Consider the following 21,546-nt stretch of genomic DNA (forward strand, 5'->3'; position numbering starts at 1 on the left):
CGAAGGGGTCGTCAGAGAGCGTCGTCGGGGGATCCCCATACCGCTTACCTGTCGTCGCAATCTTCAAGGATGTGAGGCCCTCGTCGAGCGGCCGTAAGCCGGTTCGTCGGCAAGGGTGATGCGTCATTCTAACGGATTCCTTCGGAACTCCAAGCCCCCAACCCCGTCGCCCGGCCTCGGTTTTACGATCATTCGGCCGGCCCAACGTGCGCAACGACGAGCGCCCTGCATTCCTACCTTGTCGGTCGTCGGGCGTGTCGTAAGTTGCAGAAACCCCCGTCTCTCGGCCGGCCGTGCATCGGGTAAGCTGTGCCGTCGCCCCGTTCGGAACGATCCCGAGGAGTCATCGGGTCGACTCGGTGCGACGATTCGGCCCGGATCTCTTCGAAAGGCCTGCCCATGATCCACACCTGGTCGATAGGAGTGGCGGACGACCACATGGGCGAGGAGATCCTGATACGGACGGGGGATCGGGTCCGTCGCCATCCCTGGTGGCTCGCGCGCGCACGGTTGACGCGGGCGCTGCTGGCGCGACGGGGCGTCCACCCGCCCGCCTGCGTGCTCGACGCCGGGTGCGGCTGGGGCGTGACGCTGGAGGCGCTCGAGGCCGCCGGCCACGATGCGTTCGGGCTCGACGTCTCCCCCCGCATCCTCGCCCACCTCGACCGGCCGGGCCGCAAGCTCATCGAAGCCGATCTGTCGCGGCCCCTTCCCACCGACGTCGAGACGTTCGACGCCGTGCTCGCGCTCGACGTGATCGAACATCTCGACGACGACGGCGGCGCCGTGGCCGCGCTGGCCAACCTGGTCGCGCCGGGAGGCCTCCTAATCGTAAGCGTCCCGGCCCAGCCGTCCCTATTCTCCGAATTCGACGCCATCCAAGGGCACCGTCGGCGGTACCTACCGGAATCTCTTCGCGCCGCGTTCAACGGCTCGGGGCTGGCGGTCGAATCGATCTTCTGGTGGGGCGCGTGGATGACGCCAATCTTGCGGCGGCGATTGGGGAGGGACAAGGCGCAGACCGGCGACGACCCGGCCGAGGTCTATCTCCGGCATTTGTCCCTGCCACCGTGGCCGGGACCGCTGGTCCTCCGCGCGGCGTACGCCCTGGAGCAGCCCCTGGCGCTCCGGGGGCTGCTCTCGACGGGGACCTCGCTCTTCGCCGTGGCCCGGCGGCCGGTCTGAGGCGTCACTCTCGCGTCGGCGGGCCCGTCTCGACCGGCGCGTCCTCGGCGTTGCCCCACTCCGACCAGCCGAGATAGTAGTTGCGGGTCGGGAAGCCGAGCCTTTCCAGCACGAAGGCGTCGACCGACGCCCGTCCGCCCCCCTGGCAATGCGAGACGACGGCATCGCCTTCCTTGACGCCGCCGGCCTTGAGCTTCTCGCGGAGGGCGTCGGGCGCGAGGAACCGCCCGTCGGCGTCGACGAGCCGCGTCCACTCGACCGGGCAGGCCCCGGGGATGCGTCCGCCGCGCTTCGACAGGACCTTCTCGCCGGTATGCTCGGCCTCGCTGCGGGCGTCGACGACCCGGGCCGATCCCGACTTCAAGACCTCGGCCACGTCCTCGCGAGTCGCCAACCGGTCTTTCCTGAAGGCGACCGAGAATGAGGACGGGGCCGGTTTCGCGGCCTCGCCCATCGTGGGCCGCGACTCGCGCTCCCAGAGCTGGTAGCCTCCGTCGATGAGCGCGACGCGAGGCACGCCGAGGTAGCTGAGCAGCCACCACAGCCGCGCGGCGTCGAGCTGACGCTCGGCGTCGTAGACGACCACTTGTGCGTTCGGGGCGATCGCCAGGTCGGCGATCCAGGCTTCCCAGGCCCGGGCGTCCTGGAGGCCGCCGGGCGCGGCGGCGAGGGCCTCGGCCTTCTTGACGTCCACCCAGACCGCGCCGGGGATGTGCGCCTTGTCGTAGTCGGCCTTCGGGCGAGCGTCGAGGATCCGCAGGGCCGGATCGTTCAGGCGGGCCTGGAGGGCGTCGAACGGCAGGAGATTGGCGGCGCCCTGGGGAGTTTTCTCCGATCCCGGCGCGATCAAACTCCGGGCCCGTTCGGCGGATTGGGTCTGGGCCGGGTCGACGAGGATCTTGCGGGCTTCCGCATCGAGCGCGTCGGGCCGGATGCGGCCGGACGCGAGGGCCTCGACCAGGGCCTCGCGGCGGTCGGCCTCGCGAGTCAAGGCCTGCACGGCGAACTTGCGATTGTCGGGCGTGAGCCGGTCCAGGGCCTCCAGCAAGGGGGCGACGATCCGCGCCGACGACACGTCGGCCAGGGCGGAGACGGCCCCCTGATGAAGCTCGGGATCGAGTCCATTCGCGAGATAGCGGGCGAGGTGCTCGCCGTGCCGATCCCAGGGCTCGGCACCCAGCATCCGCAGTGCGTCGTAGCGGGTCCCTGTGCGGACCGAGGCGTCGTCGGCCATCTTCGAAGCGAGGGCGATCGACCGATCCCAGCGGGCTTTCAGCGCCGGGGCGTCCTTGAGGATCGTCTCGAACCTCGGCCCGGGGAGCGGGCCCGACAGGCTGACGCCGTTGATCAGGCCGCCGCCGAGCACCACCGCCCGCCAGTCGTCGAGCTTCGCGTCGGGGGAATCGGCCGGAAGGGCGACTTCGAGGATTCTCTTCAGTTCGTCGCCGTCGTCGCGTTTGCCGGCGGCGATTGCGACCCGCCAGATCCAGGGGATGCGGCGATACTGCTCGGCCTCGTCGGCGTGGTCGAGCCCGTCGGCCAGGGCGGCGATCAGCGGGGCCGACTGGCCGGAGAGGCGATCGATGAACGCCTGACGATCGCCGTCGGCCGTGGCGGGGTCGAGGATCGTGCGGGCGACGTCCACGGGCTTTGTGGGCTCGGCCGCCTGGGCTGGGTTGACGTCGCCGGCCTCGCCGGGGGTCAGGATGATGGCGCGAACGTCGGCGAGGGCGCCGTGCATCGGGCCTTCGGGGCGAAGATCGATCCGGTGGACGCCCTTGTGGAAGACCTGGTTGGCGATCGAGGCCCGGACGTAGCGGCCCCAGCCGCCGGTCCCCGGCACGACGCCGCGGATCGTCTGGCCGCCGAGCTTGAGCATGTAGGCGTTGCCCGCCGAGCCGTCGTCGCAGGCCCATTCGAGGGCCACGTTGAACATGGCTCCGTGGTCGACCTCGAAGGTCCAGCCGGCGTGGTCGGCGGCGGCGTGCCAGTAGCCGAGGTTGCCGTGCTCGGTCTCGAAGAGGAGGTTGGGGCCGAAGATCTCGGCGTCGGCCGCGATCAACCGGATCACGCCGTCGGGGCCGGCCTTGACGACCTCGGGCCGGTTCCCCTCCTGGACCTTGGGGCGGGAAGCGCCCTGGGACAGGTAGGCGACGACGTCGGCGACGTCGGTCGGCTTCAGGTCGTTTTCCAGGCCCTCGGGCATGAGCGAACGGCCCGACGAGGCGATCTCCTCCAGGTCGTCGCGGAGGACGACGTCGGCCGCGCCCTCCTGCCGCTTCAGGGTGATCGCGCTGGCGGTCTCGTTGGCGATCAGGCCGGAGAGGGTTCGGCCGTCCTTGAGGGCGGCGTTGTAGCTGACGTAGCGGGCGTCGACCTCGCGGTTGGGGTCGAGGATCGCGGTCAACAGCGCGTCGGCCGAGAGGTCGGTGAGGGCGGCCAGGTCGGGGCCGACCTCCGCGCCGAAGCCGTCGAGCTTGTGACAGGCGGCGCAGGCTCGCTGGAACGCGGCCTTGCCTCGGGCGGGGTCCCCGTGCGAGGTCTTCACCGAATCGTAGGCGGCGAGGACCTCGCGACGCGCGCCGATCGTCAGCGCGCCGAAGGCCGCCTGCGCCCGCTTGCGGAGCGGCTCGGTGCCCGACCGCAGGAGCCGTTCGCGGTGCTCGGCACCGACCTGCGAGGACGCGACGCGGCCGGCTTCGAGCGCGCCGATGAGTGCCGTCTCCGACGCCTCGCGGGAGATCAGGGCGTCGAGCGCGGCCGCCCGGGCGGCGGGCCCGAGGCGGGCCCAGCGGTCGAGGATCGCCTCGGCCGCCGCGGCGTCGCCGAGTCGCGACAGGGCGCCGAGGGCGGCGGACTGGACGTCGCCCGGCTCGGCCGGGTCGAGGAGCCCGGCGATCGCCGCACGATCGGCTTCGCGCGACGCCTCGGTCCGGCCGAGCAGCCGGAGCGCAGCGACCCGCTCGTCGCCGGGGGCCTCGGCGTCGACGGCCTTCCGCCTCGCGGCGACCATGAGGGGGAGGACGGCACGGTCGGCCGCGAGGGCCTCGTCCCCGGCGGCGTCGAGCAGTTCGGCGACCGCGCCGAGCCGCCACCGGGCGGGCTCGGCGTCGCCGGACGCGATCAGCGCCAGGGCCGCCGCGACCGACGTCCGATCGCGCGTCCCGGCGATCGTCGCGATCAGCGGCTCGACCATGTCGGAGGCGGGGCCGTCGGGCCCGGCAGCGGCGATCAGGCGCTCCAGGACCGCGCGGGCGTGGGGCGTCGCCGAGCTGAGGACGGCGGCCCGGAGCCATTCGTCGCCGCCGTCGCGAGCCGCGATCGCGCCCAGCGCCCGGCCGGCCTCGGGCGCGGGCCAGGCGCCCAGGCTCAACGCGGTCTGATAGCGAACCCGGACGTCGGCGTCGTCGGCCCGTTCGATGACCTTGAGGCCGATGGAGGTGTTCCGGGCCAACCTGGGCTCGGCGATCCGGACGGCCTCCCGGCGCACGCCTTGGTGCTCGTCGTCGAGCGCGGCGGCGAGCACCTCGTCGTCGAGATCGCCCGCGACGTCGAGCGCGGCGAGGGCCTGCGCGCGGGCCGCGGGAGTATGGCTCCCGCGCGCGATCGCGGCGAGGATCGGCTTCGCCGCGCGGTCGCGGCGGTGGTCGAGCAGGCGCTGGACGGTGTCGCGCACGGTCCCGTTTGGGGTGTCGAGCGCGGCGGCGAGGCGGGCCGTGGGCATCGCTTCGAGGTTCTCGACCGGTCGAATCGGTCGGCCTTCGGGGACGATGCGGTAGATCCGGCCCTTATCGGCACCGGCGCGGACGTCGAGCGTCGCCAGCCGCTCGGGGCTGATCCAGCGCGGGTGTTCGATGACGAATCGATACATGTCGACGACCCACAGCGCCCCGTCGAGCCCGGTCCGCACCTGGACGGGCCGGAACCACGAGTCGGTCGAGGCCAGGAACTCGCGGTCCTGCTCATCCGCGGCTCGACGGCCCGTGAACGTGACGCCCTCGGGCTCGAGCACCACGCGGCGGACCAGGTTGTGGACCGACTCGCAGGCGAAGCCGTCGCCGAAGTATTCGTCGCCAAGCAGCGGGTCGCGGTGGACGAGCGGACTGCTCGCGCTCGTGACGCGGTTGGCGTTCTGCGGCTCGTTGTAGCGGATCAGGGTGTGGCTGGCCGGGAAGAGCTTGCCCGGGTCGGCGTCGCCCCGGGGGACGACGGCCGGCGGCGGGGCGGAGACGCGGGGATTGCGTCGCACGTCGTGGTCGGCGAGCGGGTAATGCTGGATCAGGATGCTGTTGTTGCCGCCGAACTGGTTCCCCCAGTCGTCGTGGACGCGGCCTTGCTGGGTGATTCCCGAGGCCGGTTCGAAGACCCCGAGGTCCGGCTTGAAGCGGAAGTCGCGGCTCCCCAGGTCGACCTCGCGGCCGTCGGCACGGCCGTGGATCTTGCCTCCGATCAGGCCGTTGGCCCCGTAGACCCAGCCGTCGGCGGCGTAGGCCAGGCCGTTCACGCGCGCCTGGTAGTTGTCGGTCGCGAAGCCCTCGTACAGCGTCCTGCGGACGTCGGCCTTGCCGTCGCCGTCGGAGTCCTCGGCGTAGAGGATCTGGGGTGCGGCGCAGATCAACACTCCTTTGCGCCAGCACATCAGGCCGGTCGGGAAGGGAAGGTCCTCGATGAACGTGGCGGCGGTCTCGTAGCGGCCGTCGCGGTCGCGGTCTTCGAGGACGCGGACCCGGCCGCCGGGCTTGTACTTGCCGTCCATTCCCGAGGGATAGTCGCGCATCTCGCAGACCCAGAGCTTGCCGTCGGCGCCGAAGTCGACGGCGACCGGACTCTCGATCAGGGGCTCGGCGGCGACCAGCTCGACCTTCAGGCCGGGCTTGGTGTGGAAGGTCTGGAGGGCCTCCGCGGGCGTCAGGGCCGGCGGGTTCTCCTCGTCGACCTTCGCCGCGACCTTCGCCCTGGTGGGCTCGAATCCGGCTCCGGCGACGCGGTGGACGGCGTCGAGGATGAGCTTCTCGACGCCGGTCTTGAGTCGCGTCGGCCGGGCGTAGTAGGTCATCGCCTCGCCCCCCTCGTAACCCCCCTCGCTGAGGATGCGCTCGGACGGGATGTAGCAGGGGACGTCGTTGGCGTAGGCCGTGACCCAGGTGCGCGACGGGTCGAATTCCTTCTTGATCCTCAGCACGTAGTCGACCACGACTTCGCCGGGGAGGAAGACCATGAGCAGGTCGTCGCCGAACCGCCAGGCCTGGGCCGAGTAGGGCAGGGCGGCCGGCAGCTTGCCGTCGCGGTCGATCTGGGCGAGTTGCAGCGTGGCGAAGTGGCCCCGCGGGCCGCCGGCGGCGACGAGCTTCTCCAGCTCGGCGCGGGTCGGCAGGGTGTCGTAGGGCAGGTCGAAGCGCTCCATCGCGGCCTGGGGCGGGCCGGCCACCGGCTTCCATTCGCCGCGCATCAGGCGGGCGACCTCGTCGGCGAGGGCGCGGCCGTGAGACTCGGCGTCGGCCGACTTGCGGCGCGGGTTGGGGTTCGAATCGGCCCCGCAGCCGACGACCGTCAGGGCGATGCAGCCGGGGTTGTCGGCCTCGATGCCGCGCTGGGCCGCCCCCGCCCAGTCGCCGTCGACGAGGTTGTCGGCGGGGTCGAGGGTCGTGCAGTGGCAGGCGTAGTTGGCGACGATCGCCCGGATTTTCCCGTCCGGTCCGGTCGCCCGCAGGACGGGCAGGCTGTGGTCGACGGGGCCGCCGGGCGTCCTGCGGTTGGCCGCGAAGCCGACCTTCCCCTGCGCCCACGAGAGCGTCGCCGGCTTGCGGTCGGCGAGGGCTTCCAGGCAGACGCGTTCGATCTTGTCGACGAACTCGCGGGTGTAGGCGTCGATCTTCGCCTGCTGGTCGGCGGCGATCGGCTTGCCGAAGATGTTGGGGAGGACCCCCGTCAGCAGCGGCGCCGAGTGCGTGTGCGACGCCCCCAGGGCCAGCCGTTCGCGGGGCAGACCGACCTTGCGCTCGAGTCGCTCGGCGATCTCGCCGACGATCGCGTCGGAGACGCCGACGTTGTCGACCGAGACCAGGATGACCGGCTTCTGGTCGTCCGAGCCGATCGCGAGCGCCTTGGCGTAGATCGGGTGGCCGATCCCCTTCGACTCGGTCGTCCGGGCCAGATAGCCGCTGAGCCGGATCGGCCCCGACGGCGAGACGTCGACGCGCGCGACGCCGACGGCGACCTCCTCGGCGCGGCCTGCCCCGGCAGCCGCGGCGAGCGTCAGCCCGAGGCCGACGCAGGCCGCCGTCCGGATCGTCATCCTTCGAATGCCTCTCATCGCACCTGGCCTTTCGAGCGCTTCGAGACGTCGACCTTGGGGAAGTCGAAGGTGAAGGCGTTGGGCCCGCCCGCCTTGACCTCGGCGTCGATCGGGCCGCCGATGACGGTCTTCGAAGGCTTCGTCTTGGGTTGCAGGGAGAAATTGTTCAGCTTGTCCTCCTCGGGCCGCTCCACCGCCTCGGTGACGGACACCTGATACTTGCCGGGGGGCGGGCCGTCCGCCCGGGCGACCTCGAAGGCGCCTTCGGCGACCTCGCCGCCGGCCTCCGTCCCGCCGCCCGCGGGCCGGAAGAGGATCGACCCCTTCGCGAGGGGCTGGCCCTCGATGGTCACTTTACCCGAGACGGGCTCGCGGGGAAGCAGGTCGCCGGTTTCGCCGCAGCCGGCGAGCGCCAGGGCCAGGCCGGCGGCGGCCATCGGGCCGGCGGGGAAGAATCGTCGTGTCATGCGCGTGCGGCTCCGGGCGCGGCCGTCGTCGGCGACGACGGCCGCGGGGGAAGAAGGGGGTGGTCCCGATTTACAGGGAGTCGGCGCTGACGATCTCGCCGCCCTGGGTGCTGCTTATCGACGACCAGGTGTTCAACCCGATCGAGTCCTTCACGAACCGGACGCTGCCGTCGCACATCGACACGTTCACGCCGCCGGCGTGCTTGCTGCGGGCCGCCGTGTACCAGGTGACGTCGGCCGTGGTGCAGGGCGGGTTGACGCCCCCCTTGGGCGAGTTGCACAGGCCCGGCCAGATGACGTCGGGCGAGCGGCTGTTGGGGGCGGTCCAGGCGGTGAAGGTGCCCAGCGGCCCGCACCACGAGAACCCGCGGAGGTCGAGCTGCCCCCCCTGCGTCTGGCCGACCAACTGTTCCGAGAGCATCATCGTGTTGCTCAGGCCGTCGGTGATCGAGGCGAAGGAATAGCACGTGTTGGGTACGCCCGAAATCTCGCGGTCGCGATAGCCGTCGATGTCCACGAAGGGCGAACCAATGCAGGTGAACGGGGCCCCCTTGAACGTGACCCCGTCGAGGGTCCGCTGCTGCATCATCGTGTTGCCGAAGTTCACGACGTAGTTCTGCGAGGTCACCATCAGCGTCTGGCCGTTGACCGTGATGCCGATCCCGCTCAGCGACGCGTTGTTGGGATCGCTCGGGCACATGAAGCCGGAGATCCGCGCGGAGGTCACCGTGATGTTGCAGGCCCCGTTGTAACGCAAGGGACCGTCGACGGTCCCCGGCAGGCCCGAGTTGTTCCCCTGGTAATTCCAGGCGTTGAACGAGCTCATCTGTTCGATATACGGCAGCAGGCACACCATCCAGCTCCCCCACGCGTCGCCCTTCTTGCCCGGGGACAGCGAGTTGAGGGCGGACTGATAGTTGTGGACGGCCAGCCCGATCTGCTTGAGGTTGTTGACGCACTGCGAACGCCGGGCGGCCTCGCGGGCCGATTGCACGGCGGGCAGCAGCAGGGCGATCAGCACGGCGATGATCGCGATCACCACCAGCAACTCGATCAGCGTGAAGCCGGGACGTCGGCGCGACATGGGCGATCCTCTTCTGGAGACCGGTCGAATGATCGGGCAAGGGGGTTGTGGGACGGGCGAGGACGCGCGAGAGGCGCGAACGGCCTGCGCGTCCGGCGGAGAGAGGGGACCCGCCGAGCTTATCCCACACTGATACATCGCGCGATGTGTGACAGGTCTTTTCCGGACGGCCGGGGATCGACCGGAAGGGAAGGTCGGTTCAGGCGTTGCGAGGATCGTCGGCCGCGTCGGGGGTGCCCGCCGGCTCGCCCAGGACCTCCTTGAGCCGCCGCAGGACGCGCGACTTGGACTGACGGACGGCGGCCGGGCTGACGCCCAGCTCGTCGGCGATCGTCGCGGGCGCGTGGCCCTCGACGGCGGCCCGCCAGAAGGCGTGCCAGGTCCGCTCCTCGAACTCGATGCGCACCGTCTCGAGCGCGTCGCGATAGAGATCGCCGATCAGCGACCGCTCCTCGTCGTCGCAGGCCTCGACCGCCGGCGCGGGGAGGAGCAGGGTGCGCTCGTAGAAGTCGGTCCCCCCCGGCCCCCGCGCGTCGCCGCGACGCAGGAGCGTCAGGACCTTGTGCCGCGCGACGCCGTGCAGCCAGCCCCGGAACGAGCCGTCCTCGCGGTCGCGGCGGAAGCCTTCGAGGCTCACCGCCACCGCCTGGAAGACGTCCTGAGCTACGTCGTCGAGGTCCTCGGGGCGCACGCCCCAACGGCGGAACCAATGTCGCAGGAGGGGCGTGTACAGGCCGACGAGGCGGCCCCAGGCGTCGCCGTCGCGGGTCTTCACGCGCTCCAGGAGCGTGAGCGAAGTCTCGCCCGCCTCAGCGCCGGAGGTGGACGACCGGGGTCGCACGGCGATCGGTCGCTCCATGGCTGACGTCCTCGACAGGTGCGGCTCGGACGGCCCTTCAAGGGGGAGCGGGGTCAAGGCGCGTTCGCGCGGCGAGTTCGTCGCGTTACGATACGGCGGACGGGCCGCGTGCAAGGAGGGGAAGAGCCGCCGCGTCGTCGAGGTCATCGTAATGGAGCCGACAGTGCCGTCGCAAGTTCGATCCGACGCCTGCCCCGACGATGCGATCCTCCGCGCCTTCATGCTCGGCGACCTGCCCGAGGCCGCGATCGACGCCGTCCGTCGCCACCAAGAGGCTTGCCCCGCCTGCGAGACCCGGGCTCAGGCGCTCGACCAGCGCACCGACCCCGTCCTCGACGAGCTGAGGCGATCGATCGCGACGGCGTCCCGCCCCCGGCCTGAATCCGGCTCGGCCCCGGAACGCATCGCCGGCCCGCCGGTCCTCCCCGATTACGAAATCGACGACCCGCCGATCGGCGTCGGCAGCACCGGGCTGATCTACAAGGCCCGGCATCTTAAACTCGGCCGCGTGGTGGCGCTCAAGATGATCGCCGGCCGCCCGGACGTGGTCTCGCGGCTTTTCGAGATGGAGGCCAAGGCGTTCGCGCAGCTCCAGCATCCCAACATCGTCCAGATCTACGATATCGGCCGGCACGGCGAGCACCCATTCCTGGCGCTGGAATTCGTGGACGGCGGGTCGCTCGAACAGCGGATGGCCGCCGGACCTCAGCCTCCGCGAGCCGTGGTGGAGTTCATCCGCACGGTGGCCCTGGCCGTCCATCACGCCCACCGCCAGGGGATCGTGCACTGCGACCTGAAGCCGGCGAACATCCTCATCACGCGCGAGGGCGCGCCCAAGATCGCCGACTTCGGCGTCGCCAAGTGGAACGAATCCGATCGCTATTGGGGCGTCGAGGGCGGGACGCGCGGGACGCCGCGGTACATGGCCCCCGAACAGGCGGGCGGCGGCGGCGAGGTCGGGCCCGCGACCGACGTCTACAGCCTGGGCGTCATCCTCTACGAATGGCTCGCCGGCCGCGTCCCGCATCCCGCGGCCTCGGCCGTTGAGACGTTGAGGATGGTCCGCGAAGACGCCCCCCCGCCGCCGAGCTGCGTCCGACCCGGCCTGCCGCGCGACCTGGACGTGATCATCCTCAAGTGCCTTCGCAAGCCGCCGTCCGGACGCTACCCGGACGCCCGCGAACTGGCCGACGACCTCGGGCGGTTCCTCGCCGGCGAGCCGATCCAGGCCCGTCCGGCCGGGGTCCTCGAGCGGACGTGGAGGCTGGCGAAAAGGCGGCCGGCCGCGGCGCTTTTGGCCGTGCTGACGATTGCGGCAGTCCTTCGGCTCGCGACCCGTCCCCATCCGTCGCCGCCCGCGATCGTGCACACGGCCCCCGCGACCGAGGCCAGGGCTTTCCGGGAGATGGTCGGCCCGCCGATCCCCAGGGCGATCATCCAGGAGGACGGCTCGATCCGGCTGGGGGCGTCGGCGGCGTCGCTCTCGGGCCGCTCGCTTCGGTTCGAGCACTCGTTCGGCAACCTGGGATACTGGCACGGCCGCGAGGACGTCGCCTCGTGGACCTTCCACGTCGCCGAGGAGGCGACCTACTCGCTCGCCCTCGATTACGCCAATCGCAACGGCGGGGCCGGCAACCGCTACGAGGTCCGGCTCGACGGCCGGACGTTCGTCGGCGAGGCGCACGGGACCGACGGTTGGTCCGACTACCGGAGCTTCCCCGTCGGCGAGTCGCCCCTCGCCGCCGGCGTCCACTCGATCGAGGTCCGCCCCAGGGAGCCGCTCCGCGGCGCGCTCTTCGACCTTCGCGCCATCACGCTGGCGCCCGTCGACCCCTAGCGGACCGGAGCGGACCAGGTAACGGCCGCGACCAGCTCCGAAACCGGCTCCTGCGACGCGGGCAGGTCGGCGTATCGGGACTTCGGGCAACGCGAAAGCCAGTACCAGTAGGCCGCGGCGGCGGCGAGCAGGCCGACGCTGATCGTCTGCGAAATGGTCAGGCCGGCGAAGAAGATCCCCTCGTCGTTGCGGACGTACTCGATCAGGAACCGCGTGATCGGGTAGGCGATCATGAGCACACCCATGACCTCGCCGTCGCGACGTCGGAATGGATAGAAGGCGCTCAGCAGGATCAGCAGGACGAACGCGTCGAGCGCGGAGTAGAGCTGCGTCGGATGCAGCGGCAGCGAACGGAGGGCGTCGGGCGGGATGAGCCCCAGCCGGACCTCGCTCTCCCAGGGCGGAGATTCCCTGGGGAACCGGACGCCCAGCGCCGTGTGGCAGACGTCGCCGAAGCAGCAGCCGTTCAGGAAGCAGCCGAGGCGGCCGAACAGGGTTCCCACCGCGATCGAGGGCGCGAGGGCGTCGAGGTACGGGCGGACCGGGAACGGGTTGAATCGGCGATAGACGAAGAACGCCAGAGCCCCGCCGAAGATGCCGCCGTAATAGACGATCCCCCCCTTCCAGAACTGGAAGACGTCGAGGACGTTGTCTATCCCCCGTCCCCAGTACTGGATGCAGTAGAAGAGTCGCGCCCCGGAGAGGCCGCCGGCGAAGATCCAGAAGGCCATGTCCATGACCAGGTCGCCGTCGAGCTTCTCGCGCCGCGCGCGGTAGACGGCCAGCCAGGTCGACGAGGCGAAGGCCAGCACGAGCATCACGCCGTAGCCGAAGATCTTGACGCCGCCGAAAACCGGGATCGTGAAGAGGATCTGTCGCATGGCGTTACTCTCGCGTCTTCCGGTCGCCCGGGATCAGATCGTCTCGGCCCACGCCGGCCGGCCGTTGGTCAGCGGGGCGTCGGCCGCCTCGCCAAGCGGGGGGTAGTCGATCCGCTCGACGACCCGGTTCTTGGCGTCGAGGGCCACGACGCGGGGCTGGTGGGCGTCCACCTCGGCCGCGTCGAGCTGGGCGAAGGCCATGACGATCACCCGGTCGCCGACCGCGCCCAGGCGGGCCATCGCGCCGTTCAGCTCGATGGCGGCCGAGCCGCGGACGCCGGGGAGGATGTAAGTCTCGGCGCGGTCTCCGGTGGCGACGTTGCTGACGAGGATCGCCTCGTACGGCAGCAGGCCCACGGCGTCCATCAGATCGGGGTCGATGGTCAGGCTGCCGTGGTAATACAGGTCGCTCCGGGTGACCGTGGCGAGGTGGAGCTTGCTCCTGAGCACCTTGAGCTGCATGCTGGGTCGTCTCACTCCGTCAGCCGGGCGTTGTCGATCAGCCGGGTCTCGCCGAATCGGGCCGCCAGCAGGGCGACGGCGGGCCGCCCGGGCTCGATGCGGTCGAGTTTTTCGAGGGTTTCGGCGTCGACCACCTCGACGTAATCGAGGGCCGCCGCCAACTCGGATTCTATCGGGGAACGCAGGATCTGTCGAACCCGGTTGGCGTCGGTCTCGCCGCCGGCGACGGCCTTGCGGGCGGCGTCGAGGGCCCGTGAGAGGGCGAGCGAGCCGCGGCGCTGGTCGGCGTCGAGATAGATGTTGCGGCTGCTGAGCGCCAGGCCGTCGGCCTCGCGGACGATCGGGTGGGTGACGATCTCGATGGGCAGGTGCAGGTCGGCCGCCATCCGCCGCAGCAAGGCCTGCTGCTGGTAGTCTTTCTGGCCGAAGATCGCGACGTCCGGGCGGATGATCTCGAAGAGCGCCAGGACGACCGTCGCCACGCCGCGGAAGTGGGTGGGCCGGATCTCGCCTTCGAGGACGTGGGACAGGCCGGGCACCTCCACGAACGTCGCCGCCGGCACGCCCCGGGGATACATCTCCTGGGCCGAGGGCTTGAAGACCAGGTCGACGCCGGCCGCCTCGCAGGCGCGCAGGTCTTCTTCGAGCACCCTGGGATAGCGGTCGTAGTCCTCGCCGGGGCCGAACTGGGCGAGGTTGACGAAGATGGAGACCGCCGTGAAGTCGGCCAGCCGCCGAGACTCCTCCATGAGCGCGACGTGCCCGCGGTGGAGCGCCCCCATCGTCGGCACCAGGCCGATGCGCCGGCGCTCGCCGCGGGCCTGCTCGACCGCCATGCGGGCCGACGCGATCGTGGTCGCAACCTGCATCGGATCAGCTCCCCGAAGGCTCGCCGGCTCGGTGTGGACACCTGGGATTGTTGAGGCACTCGTCGGCGATCTGGAGGTCGGTCAGGATCTCGCCGCCGAGGATCGTCCGCTCGACGATCCGGGGCACGTCCGCCGCCGTGACGGGGCCGTACCAGACGCCCATGGGGTAGATCGCCACGACAGGGCCGTGCTCGCACTGGTCGAGGCAGCCCGCGTGGTTGGCCCGCGCCAGGGGGCCGAGCCCCGCTTTCTTGAGCGCGACCTTGAAGGCGTCTTTCAGGGCCTGCCGGCCCTCGGGATCGCAGCATCCCCGCTTGGCCCCGGGCTCCCGGACGTTGCCGCAGATGAACACGTGATGCGTGAAGACGGACATGGGCGATTTGATGTTTTCTAACAATTCGATACAATCTGGTCACGCCGCCGTTGCGAGCGGCCCGGCCGCGCGCGGCGGAACTCAGGATAGCATGGACCCCCGGGGCTGTCATTCCCCCGCGTGAGCCGACAGCCGGGGTTGGAGCGTAGAACTGGCGCGTCTCTCGTTATAGTATTCCACTGGCGAGAGTCCGGGCGTGAGATCGTCTTCCCAAGACGTGGGGTCCGCTGTGGCTTCGACCTTCGACGCGCGCGATCGAAATCCGGGGGCGGGACGCGACGTCGTCGCGCCTGACGGGGACGCGCGCGGCGGCGACGTCGGGCTGATGCGGCTGCACCACCGGATGCTCCGGGAGGGCCCGCAGCCGTTCGCGACGATCGACCTGCAACGGCGCATCGATTACGTCAACGACGCCTTTTGCGACCTGGTCGGATACTCCCGCGAGGAGCTGCTGGGGATGTCGGTCCTGGACCTGACGGACCCGCTCTTCCGGGATATGACCATCGAGTCTCACGAGCAGATCCTGGCGGCCGGCCGGCGCGAGACGGTCGTCAAGCGGTATCGCCACAAGGACGGCCGCCAGATCCCCGTCGAGCTGCTGATCGACGTGGCGCGCGACGAGGAGGGCCGGGTCGTCGGCTTCTTCGCGTTCATCACCGAGATCAGCCAGCGGATCCAGGCCGAGGAGGCGCTCGTCGCCTCCGAGCGGCGGGTCCGCACGATCTTCGACGGCATCCACGACGCCGTCTTCGTCCACGACCGCCTGGGGAAGATCCTGGACGCGAATCCGGCGGCCTCGTCGCTGCTGGGCTACAGCCTGCCCGAGCTGGTCGGCCTGGACGTCGGCGCGATCGACGACGCCGACTTCGCCCGCGGCTTCCGCGACCGGCTGGACCGGGTGCTCAAGGAGGGCCAGATCACCTGCGAGGCCGCCTACCGCACCAAGTCGGGCCGGACGATCCCGGTGGAGATCACGACGTCGACGATCGACTTCGACGGCCAGGTCGCGGTCCTGGCGATCATCCGCGACGTGACCGAGCGGATCGCGCTGGAGCGCACCCGGCGGCGGTTCTCCGAGGTCCAGATGAAGTCGGCCCAGGCGCTCGAGGCCAAGAACCGCGAGCTGTCGCAGTCCGAGGAGCGCTACCGCCGGCTGACCGAGGGGAGCCTCGACGCCATCATCGTGACCGACGGGGCGGGACGCATCCTGCTGTTCAACCCGTCCGCCGAGGCGGTCTTCGGCTACGAGTCGCGGCAGATGCTGGGCGAGCCCCTCGACGTGCTGATCCCCTTCACCTCGCCCCGTCGCGGCGACGGCGACGACTCGGCCGGGCGCGCCTTCGACGGCGCATCGATCCTCAACAAGACGGTGGAGCTGTCGGGCCGCCGCCGCGACGGGACCGAATTCCCGATCGAGATCTCGTTCAGCTCGGTCGAGACCGACGGCCGGGTCGAGTACATCGCCTCGATCCGCGACCAGACCGAACGCCAGCGGATGCGCGCGATGCTGGCCCACACCGACAAGCTGGCCTCGATCGGCCTCTTGAGCGCGGGGGTCGCCCACGAGATCAACAACCCGCTCTCTTACGTCGGCAACAACCTCGCGGTGCTGCGCCGCGACGTGAAGGGGCTCCTGGCCATGCTGATCGAGGGCGAGGCCGCCGTCGCTTCGATCAAGGACCTCCGGCCCGAGACCTTCGCCCGGCTGGAGGCGATCTCCGAGGAGATCGACTGGCCCTACATCCGCCAGAACCTGGAACCGATGATCGACCGCACGCTGGAAGGGGTCCGGCGGGTCGCCAACATCGTCCAGAAGATGCGGGGATTGGCTCGTACGTCGCGCCCCAAGTGGGAGAGGGCCTCGCTCGCCGAGCTGATCGACAGCGCCCTGGAGATGACCCGGGGCCGCCTCAAACGCGACCGGATCGAGGTCAGCGTGGCCAACGAGGGGGTCGACTGCATCGATTGCGTCCCCTCGGACATCTCGCAGGTGCTGCTCAACCTCGTGATCAACGCCCTCCAGGCGGTCGAGTCGGCGGGACGTGAGGACGGCGGGCGGATCGAGATCGCGGCGAGGAGCCTGGGGAGCTGGGTCGAGATCAGCGTGGCCGACAACGGCGGCGGCATCGCCCCCGAGGACCTCGACCGCCTGTTCGACCCGTTCTTCACGACCAAGCCCGTGGGCGAGGGGACCGGCCTGGGGCTGGCCATCAGCCACGGCATCATCACGGGCCACGGCGGCCGGATCGAGGTCGACGCCAACCTCGGGCGGGGCAGCCGCTTCCGCGTGCTGCTCCCCCAGGCCGCCGCCGACCGCCCCTCCGCGTCGCCGCCGCCCTGATCGGCCGCCCCGGCGGAGGGTTCCCGCGCCGGGCCGACGTGGTACAGTGAAGGCGAAGCGCGGGGGGCGGTCGACCCCCGGCCGCGGTCGCGCAACGGGGTCCCTTCGGAGAGAATGGGCGGCCATGGCCAAGACCAAGCACTGTCTCCTGATCATCGACGACGAGCCCAACGTGTGCGATTCCGTGCACGACCTGCTCCGCCGCGAGTACCGCGTCCTGAAGGCGCACAGCGGCGAGGAGGGGTACAAAGTGATGCAGGAGGAAGAGGTCCACATCGTGATGTCGGACCAGCGGATGCCCCAGATCACCGGGGTCGAACTGCTGACCCGGCTCAAGTCGCGATATCCGCAGGCCGTGCGGATGCTCTTCACCGGGTTCGCCGACCTGGAGTCGGTGATCGCGGCGATCAACCAAGGGCACGTCTTCCAGTTCATCCGCAAGCCCTGGCAGCCCGAAGAGCTGCTGGAGGCCGTACGGCAGGCCGCCTGCGAGTACGACCGGCTGGAGCAGGCCGCGTCCGAGCGCGAACTGCTCCTGAACGAGATCGACGGGCTCAAGGGCCGGGTGTCGTGCCTGGAATCGCTGGTCCTGCACCTGAAGGATAAGGCCGTCTCCGAACCCGACCCCCTCGGCGCCTGACCGAGGGGCGCGGCCGCGAGGCCGCCGACTTCCGCGTGCGAGCCGGACGGGGACTGCAAACGCATGTCGAAACGGTATGATGGATCTAGGGGTTCCGTCGGCGCGGGCGTCGGCGGCCCCCGGCGGAGCGAGGCGGTTCGAAACGAGGCGGGTCGGGTCGGAGGCTTCGAAGCCTTCCGACGGCGGGCGGAGCGAACCGGATGAAGCGTCGGCATACTCTCCTGATCGTCGACGACGAAGTGGACGTGCTCGAGAGCCTCCGCCACCAGTTCCACCGCGCCTATCGCGTGCTCACCGCGCCCAACGCGTCGTCGGCCCTCCAGATCCTGGGCGAGAACGAGGTCCATCTCATCCTCTCGGACCAGAGGATGCCCGGGATGTCGGGCGACGCCTTGCTGGCCGAGACCAGCCGGCTCCAGCCCGACGCCATCCGGATGCTCTTCACCGGCTACGCCGACATCCAGGCGGTGATCAACGCGGTGAACGAGGGCCACATCTTCCGCTACATCCTCAAGCCCTGGGACGCGGTCGAGCTGGAAGGCGTGATCCGCGAGGCCGCCCAGAAGTACGACCTTCTGGCCGAGCGCAAGGCCCTGATCGCCGAGCTGCAAGAGGCCAACGGCCAGCTCCTCAAGGCCAACGACGAGCTGTCCCGCGTCGACCGCCTCAAGACGGCCTTCATCGAGGTCGCCAGCCACGAGTTCAACACGCCGATCACCCTGGTCCTGGGCCTGACCGAGCTGCTCCGGTTCTCGTCGGCCGGCCGGCCGGCCGAGGAGGCCGAGATCCTCAGGCAGATCACCTCCAGCGGCAGGCAGCTCTCGCGGCTGGTCACCAACATGCTGACGCTGCTGAGGGCCGAGGACTTCCGGCGGACCCTGGAGCGCCGGCCCGTCGAGCTGGCGACGGTGATCCACGGCGTCGTCGACCAGGTCCGGCCCTTCCTCCACGCGCGGGGGATCCAGCCGACCCTGGAGGTCGCCGCCGACCTGGGCGCGTTCGAGATCGACGCCGACAAGGTGGGGGCGGCCCTCGTGAACCTCATGACGAACGCCATCAAGTTCACCCCCGACCGCGGCGCGATCGCGCTTCGGGCCCGTATGGACGGCCCCGACGAGGCGGTGATCGAAGTCGAAGACCACGGCGTGGGCATCGAGCCCGAGGCGTTCCGCCACCTGTTCGAGCCGTTCTTCACCCAGCTCGACCCCAGTTGCCATTCCTCGGGCGACTTCGGGTTCCAGAAGCGGGGCCTGGGCCTCGGCCTGAGCATCGCCAAGCAGTTCGTCGAGATGCACGGCGGCGGCGTCGCGGCGGAGCGCCTGGACGGCGGAGGGACGCGGATGACGGTACGCCTGCCCCGCCGGGGCGAGGCCGCCGCGCCGCCGACCGAGGCCGGGCCCGCCGAGGTCGAACGGGAGACGGCCACCCCCACCTGAGGCCCCTCCGGCCTCGAACCCGGACGCCCCCCCGTCCGGTCCCCCGATCCGCGAGAACCCGATGCCCACAGCGCTCATCGTCGAAGACGAACCGGAAGCCAACAAGCTCTTGGGGATGCTCATCAAGTTGCGCGGCTATCGTTCAGCCTCCGCCTTCAACGGCCGCGAGGCCCAGGAGCAGCTCGGCCGGCACCAGCCCGACGTCCTCTTCCTCGACCTGATGCTGCCCGACCTCAGCGGCTACGACGTCTGTCGCGCGGTGAAGGCGGCCAAGGCGACCTGCCTCATCCCCCTGATCATCGTCTCAGCCCGGATCGCCCAGCGCAACCGGATCGACAGCTACCTCGCGGGCGCCGACGAGTTCGTCGCCAAGCCCTACACCCCCGACCAGATCTTCGAGGCCCTCAAGTACGCCGAGGCCCTGCGCGAGCAGGCCGACCGCGAGCGGATCGAGGGCACGGCCCGGCTCGCCGATCCGGACGACGAGGCGTCGGTCCGCGAGGTCGCGCGGCTCCGCAGCCTCATCCTCGGCCGGACCCCGCTCGACCAGGAGGAGGCCGGCCGGGTCAACGCCCTGATCGCGCAGGCCGAGGACCGGATCGTCGCCTGGTCGGATGCGCATCCCGGCGGCGCGCCCGGGACGCTCCATTACGAGCTGTCCGCCGACCGCCTGGTCCTGACCTTCCGCGAGCCGATCGCGTGGTTCGAAGAGTTGCAGCGGACCCCGGACGACCCGCTCTTCGCCGGCCTCGAACGCTTCCAGGAGGTGTCCCTCGACCGTCGCGAGGGCCGGCTGACCTTGATCAAGCAATGGGCGTGACGCCCTCGGAGCCGTCTTCATGACGACCTCGATCGACGTCGAGAGCGTGGCCCGGGCGCTCGCCGACCCCGCCGGCCTCGAACGCCTGAGGCGGCGGCACCGCGAGGAGGCCCGGGCGGACCTGGACCGGATCCACCCCACCTGGCTCGTCCGCGCGCTCCAGGACGAGTCCCCCGCCGTCCGCTCCGTCGTCGCCGCCCACGGCCCCGAGGGCCTCGGCCGGGCCCTTCCGTCGGCCGGAGGTCTCCCCGCGCCCGACCGCCCGCCGCACCCCGAGGTCCTGACGTGGGTGCTCTCGCTCTGGGCCGAACGCCTGGTGGGAGGTTCCGACCGCGACGACCATCCCCCGGTGATCGCCGCACTGACGCGCACCTCGCCGCGCGAGGCTTACCGATTATGGCGCGGCGTCGGCCTCGTGAAGTCGGCCCTGGCCCGCGAGGGCGGGGGCCCGGGCTGGGTGGAGGAACGACTGGGGAAGCCCTCGCCAGAGACCCGCGTCTGGGCCGCTCGCGACGCGGCGGCCGTCGCGCGCTCCGGGGTTACCGGCATTCGAGGCGCGGCCCTGCTGGGCCTCGTCACGGCGTTCCGCCTGCTCCCGGCTTGCGAGCCGTTCGTGATGCGTTGGGCGCTCCAGCGGCTGCCTTATCCGATCGTCCGCCAGGCCCGCGGCGTCGCGCCGCAGTCGTCGCGACCTTCGCCTGCGGTCTTGCGGTTGGAAGGCCTCATCCTGAAGACCGCCTGGGACCGAGTCGACCGCGAAGGCCGCATCCTCACTCCGCATCCCGCGCCGGCAGCCAGGAGCGACGATGAGCGCTGACGCCGCCGAGCCCTCCGACGTTTGGGACGGCCTCCCCCGGCTCTCGGTCCGATCGCTCGCGCTGGAGCGGCGGGTCGAGGCCTGGCGCGAGGGCGATCCGATCCGGTCGGCCTTCGCATGGCTTGGCGCGGCGGGGCTGCCGGGCGTCGCGTTCGACCGGCCCGAGGTCGAGCCCCGGGCGTCGGCGCTGACGAGGCCGGGGCTGGTCGCGCAGCTCCGCTGGCCCCGGCTGCGGACCCGCCTGGCCTTCGGGGTCGAGGTGCCGATCGTCCACGCCGTCGTCGACGGCCTCCTCGGGTTCGAACGGCCCTTCGCCGACGCCCGGCTCCAGACCACGCCCGTCGAGTGGGGCGTCTGGACCTACCTCGTCGTCCGCTCGTTGGAGGCGATCCAGGCGGCCGGCGCGAGCCCTTTCCGCCTCGGCGGCCGGGCCGAGGACGACGCCTTCGACGCCTCGATCGACCGCGTCGGCCCCAGCCCGTTCGACGTCGAGGGCCTCGGCGACCTCGTCACGATCCGCTGGGCCGTTCGCGTGGGGCAGGTGGCCGGCGCGGTGCGGCTCTGGCTCCCGGCCACGCTGGCCGAGTACTGGGTCGTCCCCGAGACATCGGCGAGGTCGCGACGGCCGTTCCCGCCCGGGGCCGTCGAGACGTCGTCCGACTGGCGGGCCGTCGCCGGCTCGTCGGCGATGCCGCTCGGACTGGGCCGGCTCCGCGCCGGGGCCGTGCTGCCGCTCGCCGGTTCGCGGCTGGCCGGGCGTCCCGACGAACCGTCAGGCGCGCTCGACCTGGTCTGCCGAGGGGGCGACGGCTCGGAGTATCGGATCGCCGTCGAATACGCCCCCGGCTCCGCGGGCCGTCGGGTCCGCGTCGCCGGCCCGCTCCTCCATCCGACCCACCCGGGAGACGCCCGAATGAGCCCCGAATCGAACCGTCCCGCAAGCCCCGTCGTCGACCCGCTCGACGCCCCGGTGACCCTGACCGTCGAGCTGGGCCGCGTCAGCCTGCCCCTCAGCAAGCTGGCCGACCTCAAGCCGGGCGAGGTCATCGAGCTGAATCGCCACAGCCGGGAGCCCGTCGAGATCACTTCGAACGGCCGCCTCGTCGCGCGCGGGGACCTGATCCTGATCGACACCGAGATGGGCGTCCGCGTGACGAGCGTCTTCCTCTGATCCGATCGA

16 protein-coding genes are annotated in these 21,546 nt (G+C 71.0%); 8 read left to right on the forward strand and 8 right to left on the reverse strand.

The genetic code is table 11. The annotated features are described in order from the left end of the window. The first annotated feature begins 399 nt into the window (after window positions 1-399). A complete protein-coding gene (locus PZE19_RS06665) occupies window positions 400-1,185 on the forward strand; it encodes a class I SAM-dependent methyltransferase (RefSeq protein WP_277859792.1) in 786 nt (261 codons plus the stop codon). A 4-nt stretch (window positions 1,186-1,189) separates the two neighbouring features. On the opposite strand, the gene PZE19_RS06670 is transcribed toward PZE19_RS06665, so the two are convergent. From PZE19_RS06670 to PZE19_RS06685, 4 genes are all read right to left on the reverse strand, one after another. Continuing rightward, a complete protein-coding gene (locus PZE19_RS06670; protein WP_277859793.1) occupies window positions 1,190-7,480 on the reverse strand; it encodes a neutral/alkaline non-lysosomal ceramidase N-terminal domain-containing protein in 6,291 nt (2,096 codons plus the stop codon). Window positions 7,481-7,494: 14 nt separating this feature from the next. Then, window positions 7,495-7,947 (reverse strand): hypothetical protein, encoded by a 453-nt coding sequence (locus tag PZE19_RS06675; RefSeq protein WP_277859794.1) that lies wholly within the window; start codon window positions 7,945-7,947, stop codon window positions 7,495-7,497. A gap of 70 nt (window positions 7,948-8,017) precedes the next feature. Continuing rightward, window positions 8,018-9,031, reverse strand: a complete 1,014-nt coding sequence (locus tag PZE19_RS06680; RefSeq protein ID WP_277859795.1) for a DUF1559 family PulG-like putative transporter — start codon at window positions 9,029-9,031, stop codon at window positions 8,018-8,020. 199 nt (window positions 9,032-9,230) lie between these two features. After that, complete coding sequence (locus tag PZE19_RS06685; RefSeq protein ID WP_277859796.1) at window positions 9,231-9,890, reverse strand: RNA polymerase sigma factor; 660 nt, start codon at window positions 9,888-9,890, stop codon at window positions 9,231-9,233. On the opposite strand from PZE19_RS06685, the gene PZE19_RS06690 reads away from it, so the two are divergent. Continuing rightward, complete coding sequence (locus tag PZE19_RS06690; RefSeq protein WP_277859797.1) at window positions 9,889-11,727, forward strand: serine/threonine-protein kinase; 1,839 nt, start codon at window positions 9,889-9,891, stop codon at window positions 11,725-11,727. The two genes, PZE19_RS06685 and PZE19_RS06690, sit on opposite strands and share 2 nt — an antisense overlap. On the opposite strand, the gene lgt is transcribed toward PZE19_RS06690, so the two are convergent. From lgt to PZE19_RS06710, 4 genes are read right to left on the reverse strand one after another with little or no spacing between them, the layout of a single operon-like run. Continuing rightward, window positions 11,724-12,608, reverse strand: coding sequence for a prolipoprotein diacylglyceryl transferase (lgt, locus tag PZE19_RS06695; protein ID WP_277859798.1), 885 nt, complete (start codon window positions 12,606-12,608; stop codon window positions 11,724-11,726). The genes PZE19_RS06690 and lgt overlap by 4 nt on opposite strands. A 33-nt stretch (window positions 12,609-12,641) precedes the next feature. Further along, window positions 12,642-13,070, reverse strand: coding sequence for an aspartate 1-decarboxylase (gene panD / locus PZE19_RS06700; RefSeq protein ID WP_277859799.1), 429 nt, complete (start codon window positions 13,068-13,070; stop codon window positions 12,642-12,644). Between the two features lie 11 nt (window positions 13,071-13,081). Next, entirely contained in the window at window positions 13,082-13,939 is an 858-nt protein-coding gene (gene panC, locus PZE19_RS06705) for a pantoate--beta-alanine ligase (RefSeq protein WP_277859800.1), read from the reverse strand. A 4-nt stretch (window positions 13,940-13,943) separates the two neighbouring features. Further along, window positions 13,944-14,312, reverse strand: a complete 369-nt coding sequence (locus PZE19_RS06710) for a (2Fe-2S) ferredoxin domain-containing protein (RefSeq protein WP_277859801.1) — start codon at window positions 14,310-14,312, stop codon at window positions 13,944-13,946. Between the two features lie 325 nt (window positions 14,313-14,637). On the opposite strand from PZE19_RS06710, the gene PZE19_RS06715 reads away from it, so the two are divergent. The 6 genes from PZE19_RS06715 (at window position 14,638) to PZE19_RS06740 (ending at window position 21,537) form a co-directional block, all read left to right on the forward strand. Further along, window positions 14,638-16,653 carry a PAS domain-containing sensor histidine kinase gene (locus PZE19_RS06715; protein WP_277859802.1) on the forward strand — a complete coding sequence of 672 codons (2,016 nt, stop codon included), beginning with the start codon at window positions 14,638-14,640 and terminating at the stop codon, window positions 16,651-16,653. Between the two features lie 124 nt (window positions 16,654-16,777). Next, window positions 16,778-17,293 (forward strand): response regulator, encoded by a 516-nt coding sequence (locus tag PZE19_RS06720; protein ID WP_277859803.1) that lies wholly within the window; start codon window positions 16,778-16,780, stop codon window positions 17,291-17,293. 200 nt (window positions 17,294-17,493) lie between these two features. Continuing rightward, window positions 17,494-18,729: a hybrid sensor histidine kinase/response regulator gene (locus tag PZE19_RS06725; protein ID WP_277859804.1), complete on the forward strand. Its 1,236-nt coding sequence runs from the start codon at window positions 17,494-17,496 to the stop codon at window positions 18,727-18,729. A 61-nt stretch (window positions 18,730-18,790) separates the two neighbouring features. Then, window positions 18,791-19,549 carry a response regulator transcription factor gene (locus PZE19_RS06730; RefSeq protein ID WP_277859805.1) on the forward strand — a complete coding sequence of 253 codons (759 nt, stop codon included), beginning with the start codon at window positions 18,791-18,793 and terminating at the stop codon, window positions 19,547-19,549. A gap of 19 nt (window positions 19,550-19,568) precedes the next feature. After that, entirely contained in the window at window positions 19,569-20,366 is a 798-nt protein-coding gene (locus PZE19_RS06735) for a hypothetical protein (protein ID WP_277859806.1), read from the forward strand. After that, entirely contained in the window at window positions 20,356-21,537 is a 1,182-nt protein-coding gene (locus PZE19_RS06740; RefSeq protein WP_277859807.1) for a FliM/FliN family flagellar motor switch protein, read from the forward strand. The genes PZE19_RS06735 and PZE19_RS06740 overlap by 11 nt, the downstream gene beginning before the upstream one ends. Window positions 21,538-21,546: the final 9 nt, after the last annotated feature.

Source organism: Paludisphaera mucosa, assembly GCF_029589435.1.
Taxonomy (GTDB): Bacteria; Planctomycetota; Planctomycetia; order Isosphaerales; family Isosphaeraceae; genus Paludisphaera; species Paludisphaera mucosa.

Bases quoted from the DNA above. Each gene is read 5' to 3' on its own strand.
- PZE19_RS06715 (WP_277859802.1), top strand. From the start codon at position 14,638: ATGCGGCTGCACCACCGGATGCTCCGGGAGGGCCCGCAGCCGTTCGCG.
- PZE19_RS06665 (WP_277859792.1), top strand. From the start codon at position 400: ATGATCCACACCTGGTCGATAGGAGTGGCGGACGACCACATGGGCGAG.
- PZE19_RS06710 (WP_277859801.1), bottom strand. From the start codon at position 14,312: ATGTCCGTCTTCACGCATCACGTGTTCATCTGCGGCAACGTCCGGGAG.
- PZE19_RS06690 (WP_277859797.1), top strand. From the start codon at position 9,889: ATGGCTGACGTCCTCGACAGGTGCGGCTCGGACGGCCCTTCAAGGGGG.
- PZE19_RS06680 (WP_277859795.1), bottom strand. From the start codon at position 9,031: ATGTCGCGCCGACGTCCCGGCTTCACGCTGATCGAGTTGCTGGTGGTG.
- PZE19_RS06685 (WP_277859796.1), bottom strand. From the start codon at position 9,890: ATGGAGCGACCGATCGCCGTGCGACCCCGGTCGTCCACCTCCGGCGCT.
- PZE19_RS06675 (WP_277859794.1), bottom strand. From the start codon at position 7,947: ATGACACGACGATTCTTCCCCGCCGGCCCGATGGCCGCCGCCGGCCTG.
- panD (WP_277859799.1), bottom strand. From the start codon at position 13,070: ATGCAGCTCAAGGTGCTCAGGAGCAAGCTCCACCTCGCCACGGTCACC.
- panC (WP_277859800.1), bottom strand. From the start codon at position 13,939: ATGCAGGTTGCGACCACGATCGCGTCGGCCCGCATGGCGGTCGAGCAG.
- PZE19_RS06735 (WP_277859806.1), top strand. From the start codon at position 19,569: ATGACGACCTCGATCGACGTCGAGAGCGTGGCCCGGGCGCTCGCCGAC.
- PZE19_RS06720 (WP_277859803.1), top strand. From the start codon at position 16,778: ATGGCCAAGACCAAGCACTGTCTCCTGATCATCGACGACGAGCCCAAC.
- PZE19_RS06725 (WP_277859804.1), top strand. From the start codon at position 17,494: ATGAAGCGTCGGCATACTCTCCTGATCGTCGACGACGAAGTGGACGTG.
- PZE19_RS06740 (WP_277859807.1), top strand. From the start codon at position 20,356: ATGAGCGCTGACGCCGCCGAGCCCTCCGACGTTTGGGACGGCCTCCCC.
- PZE19_RS06670 (WP_277859793.1), bottom strand. From the start codon at position 7,480: ATGACGATCCGGACGGCGGCCTGCGTCGGCCTCGGGCTGACGCTCGCC.
- lgt (WP_277859798.1), bottom strand. From the start codon at position 12,608: ATGCGACAGATCCTCTTCACGATCCCGGTTTTCGGCGGCGTCAAGATC.
- PZE19_RS06730 (WP_277859805.1), top strand. From the start codon at position 18,791: ATGCCCACAGCGCTCATCGTCGAAGACGAACCGGAAGCCAACAAGCTC.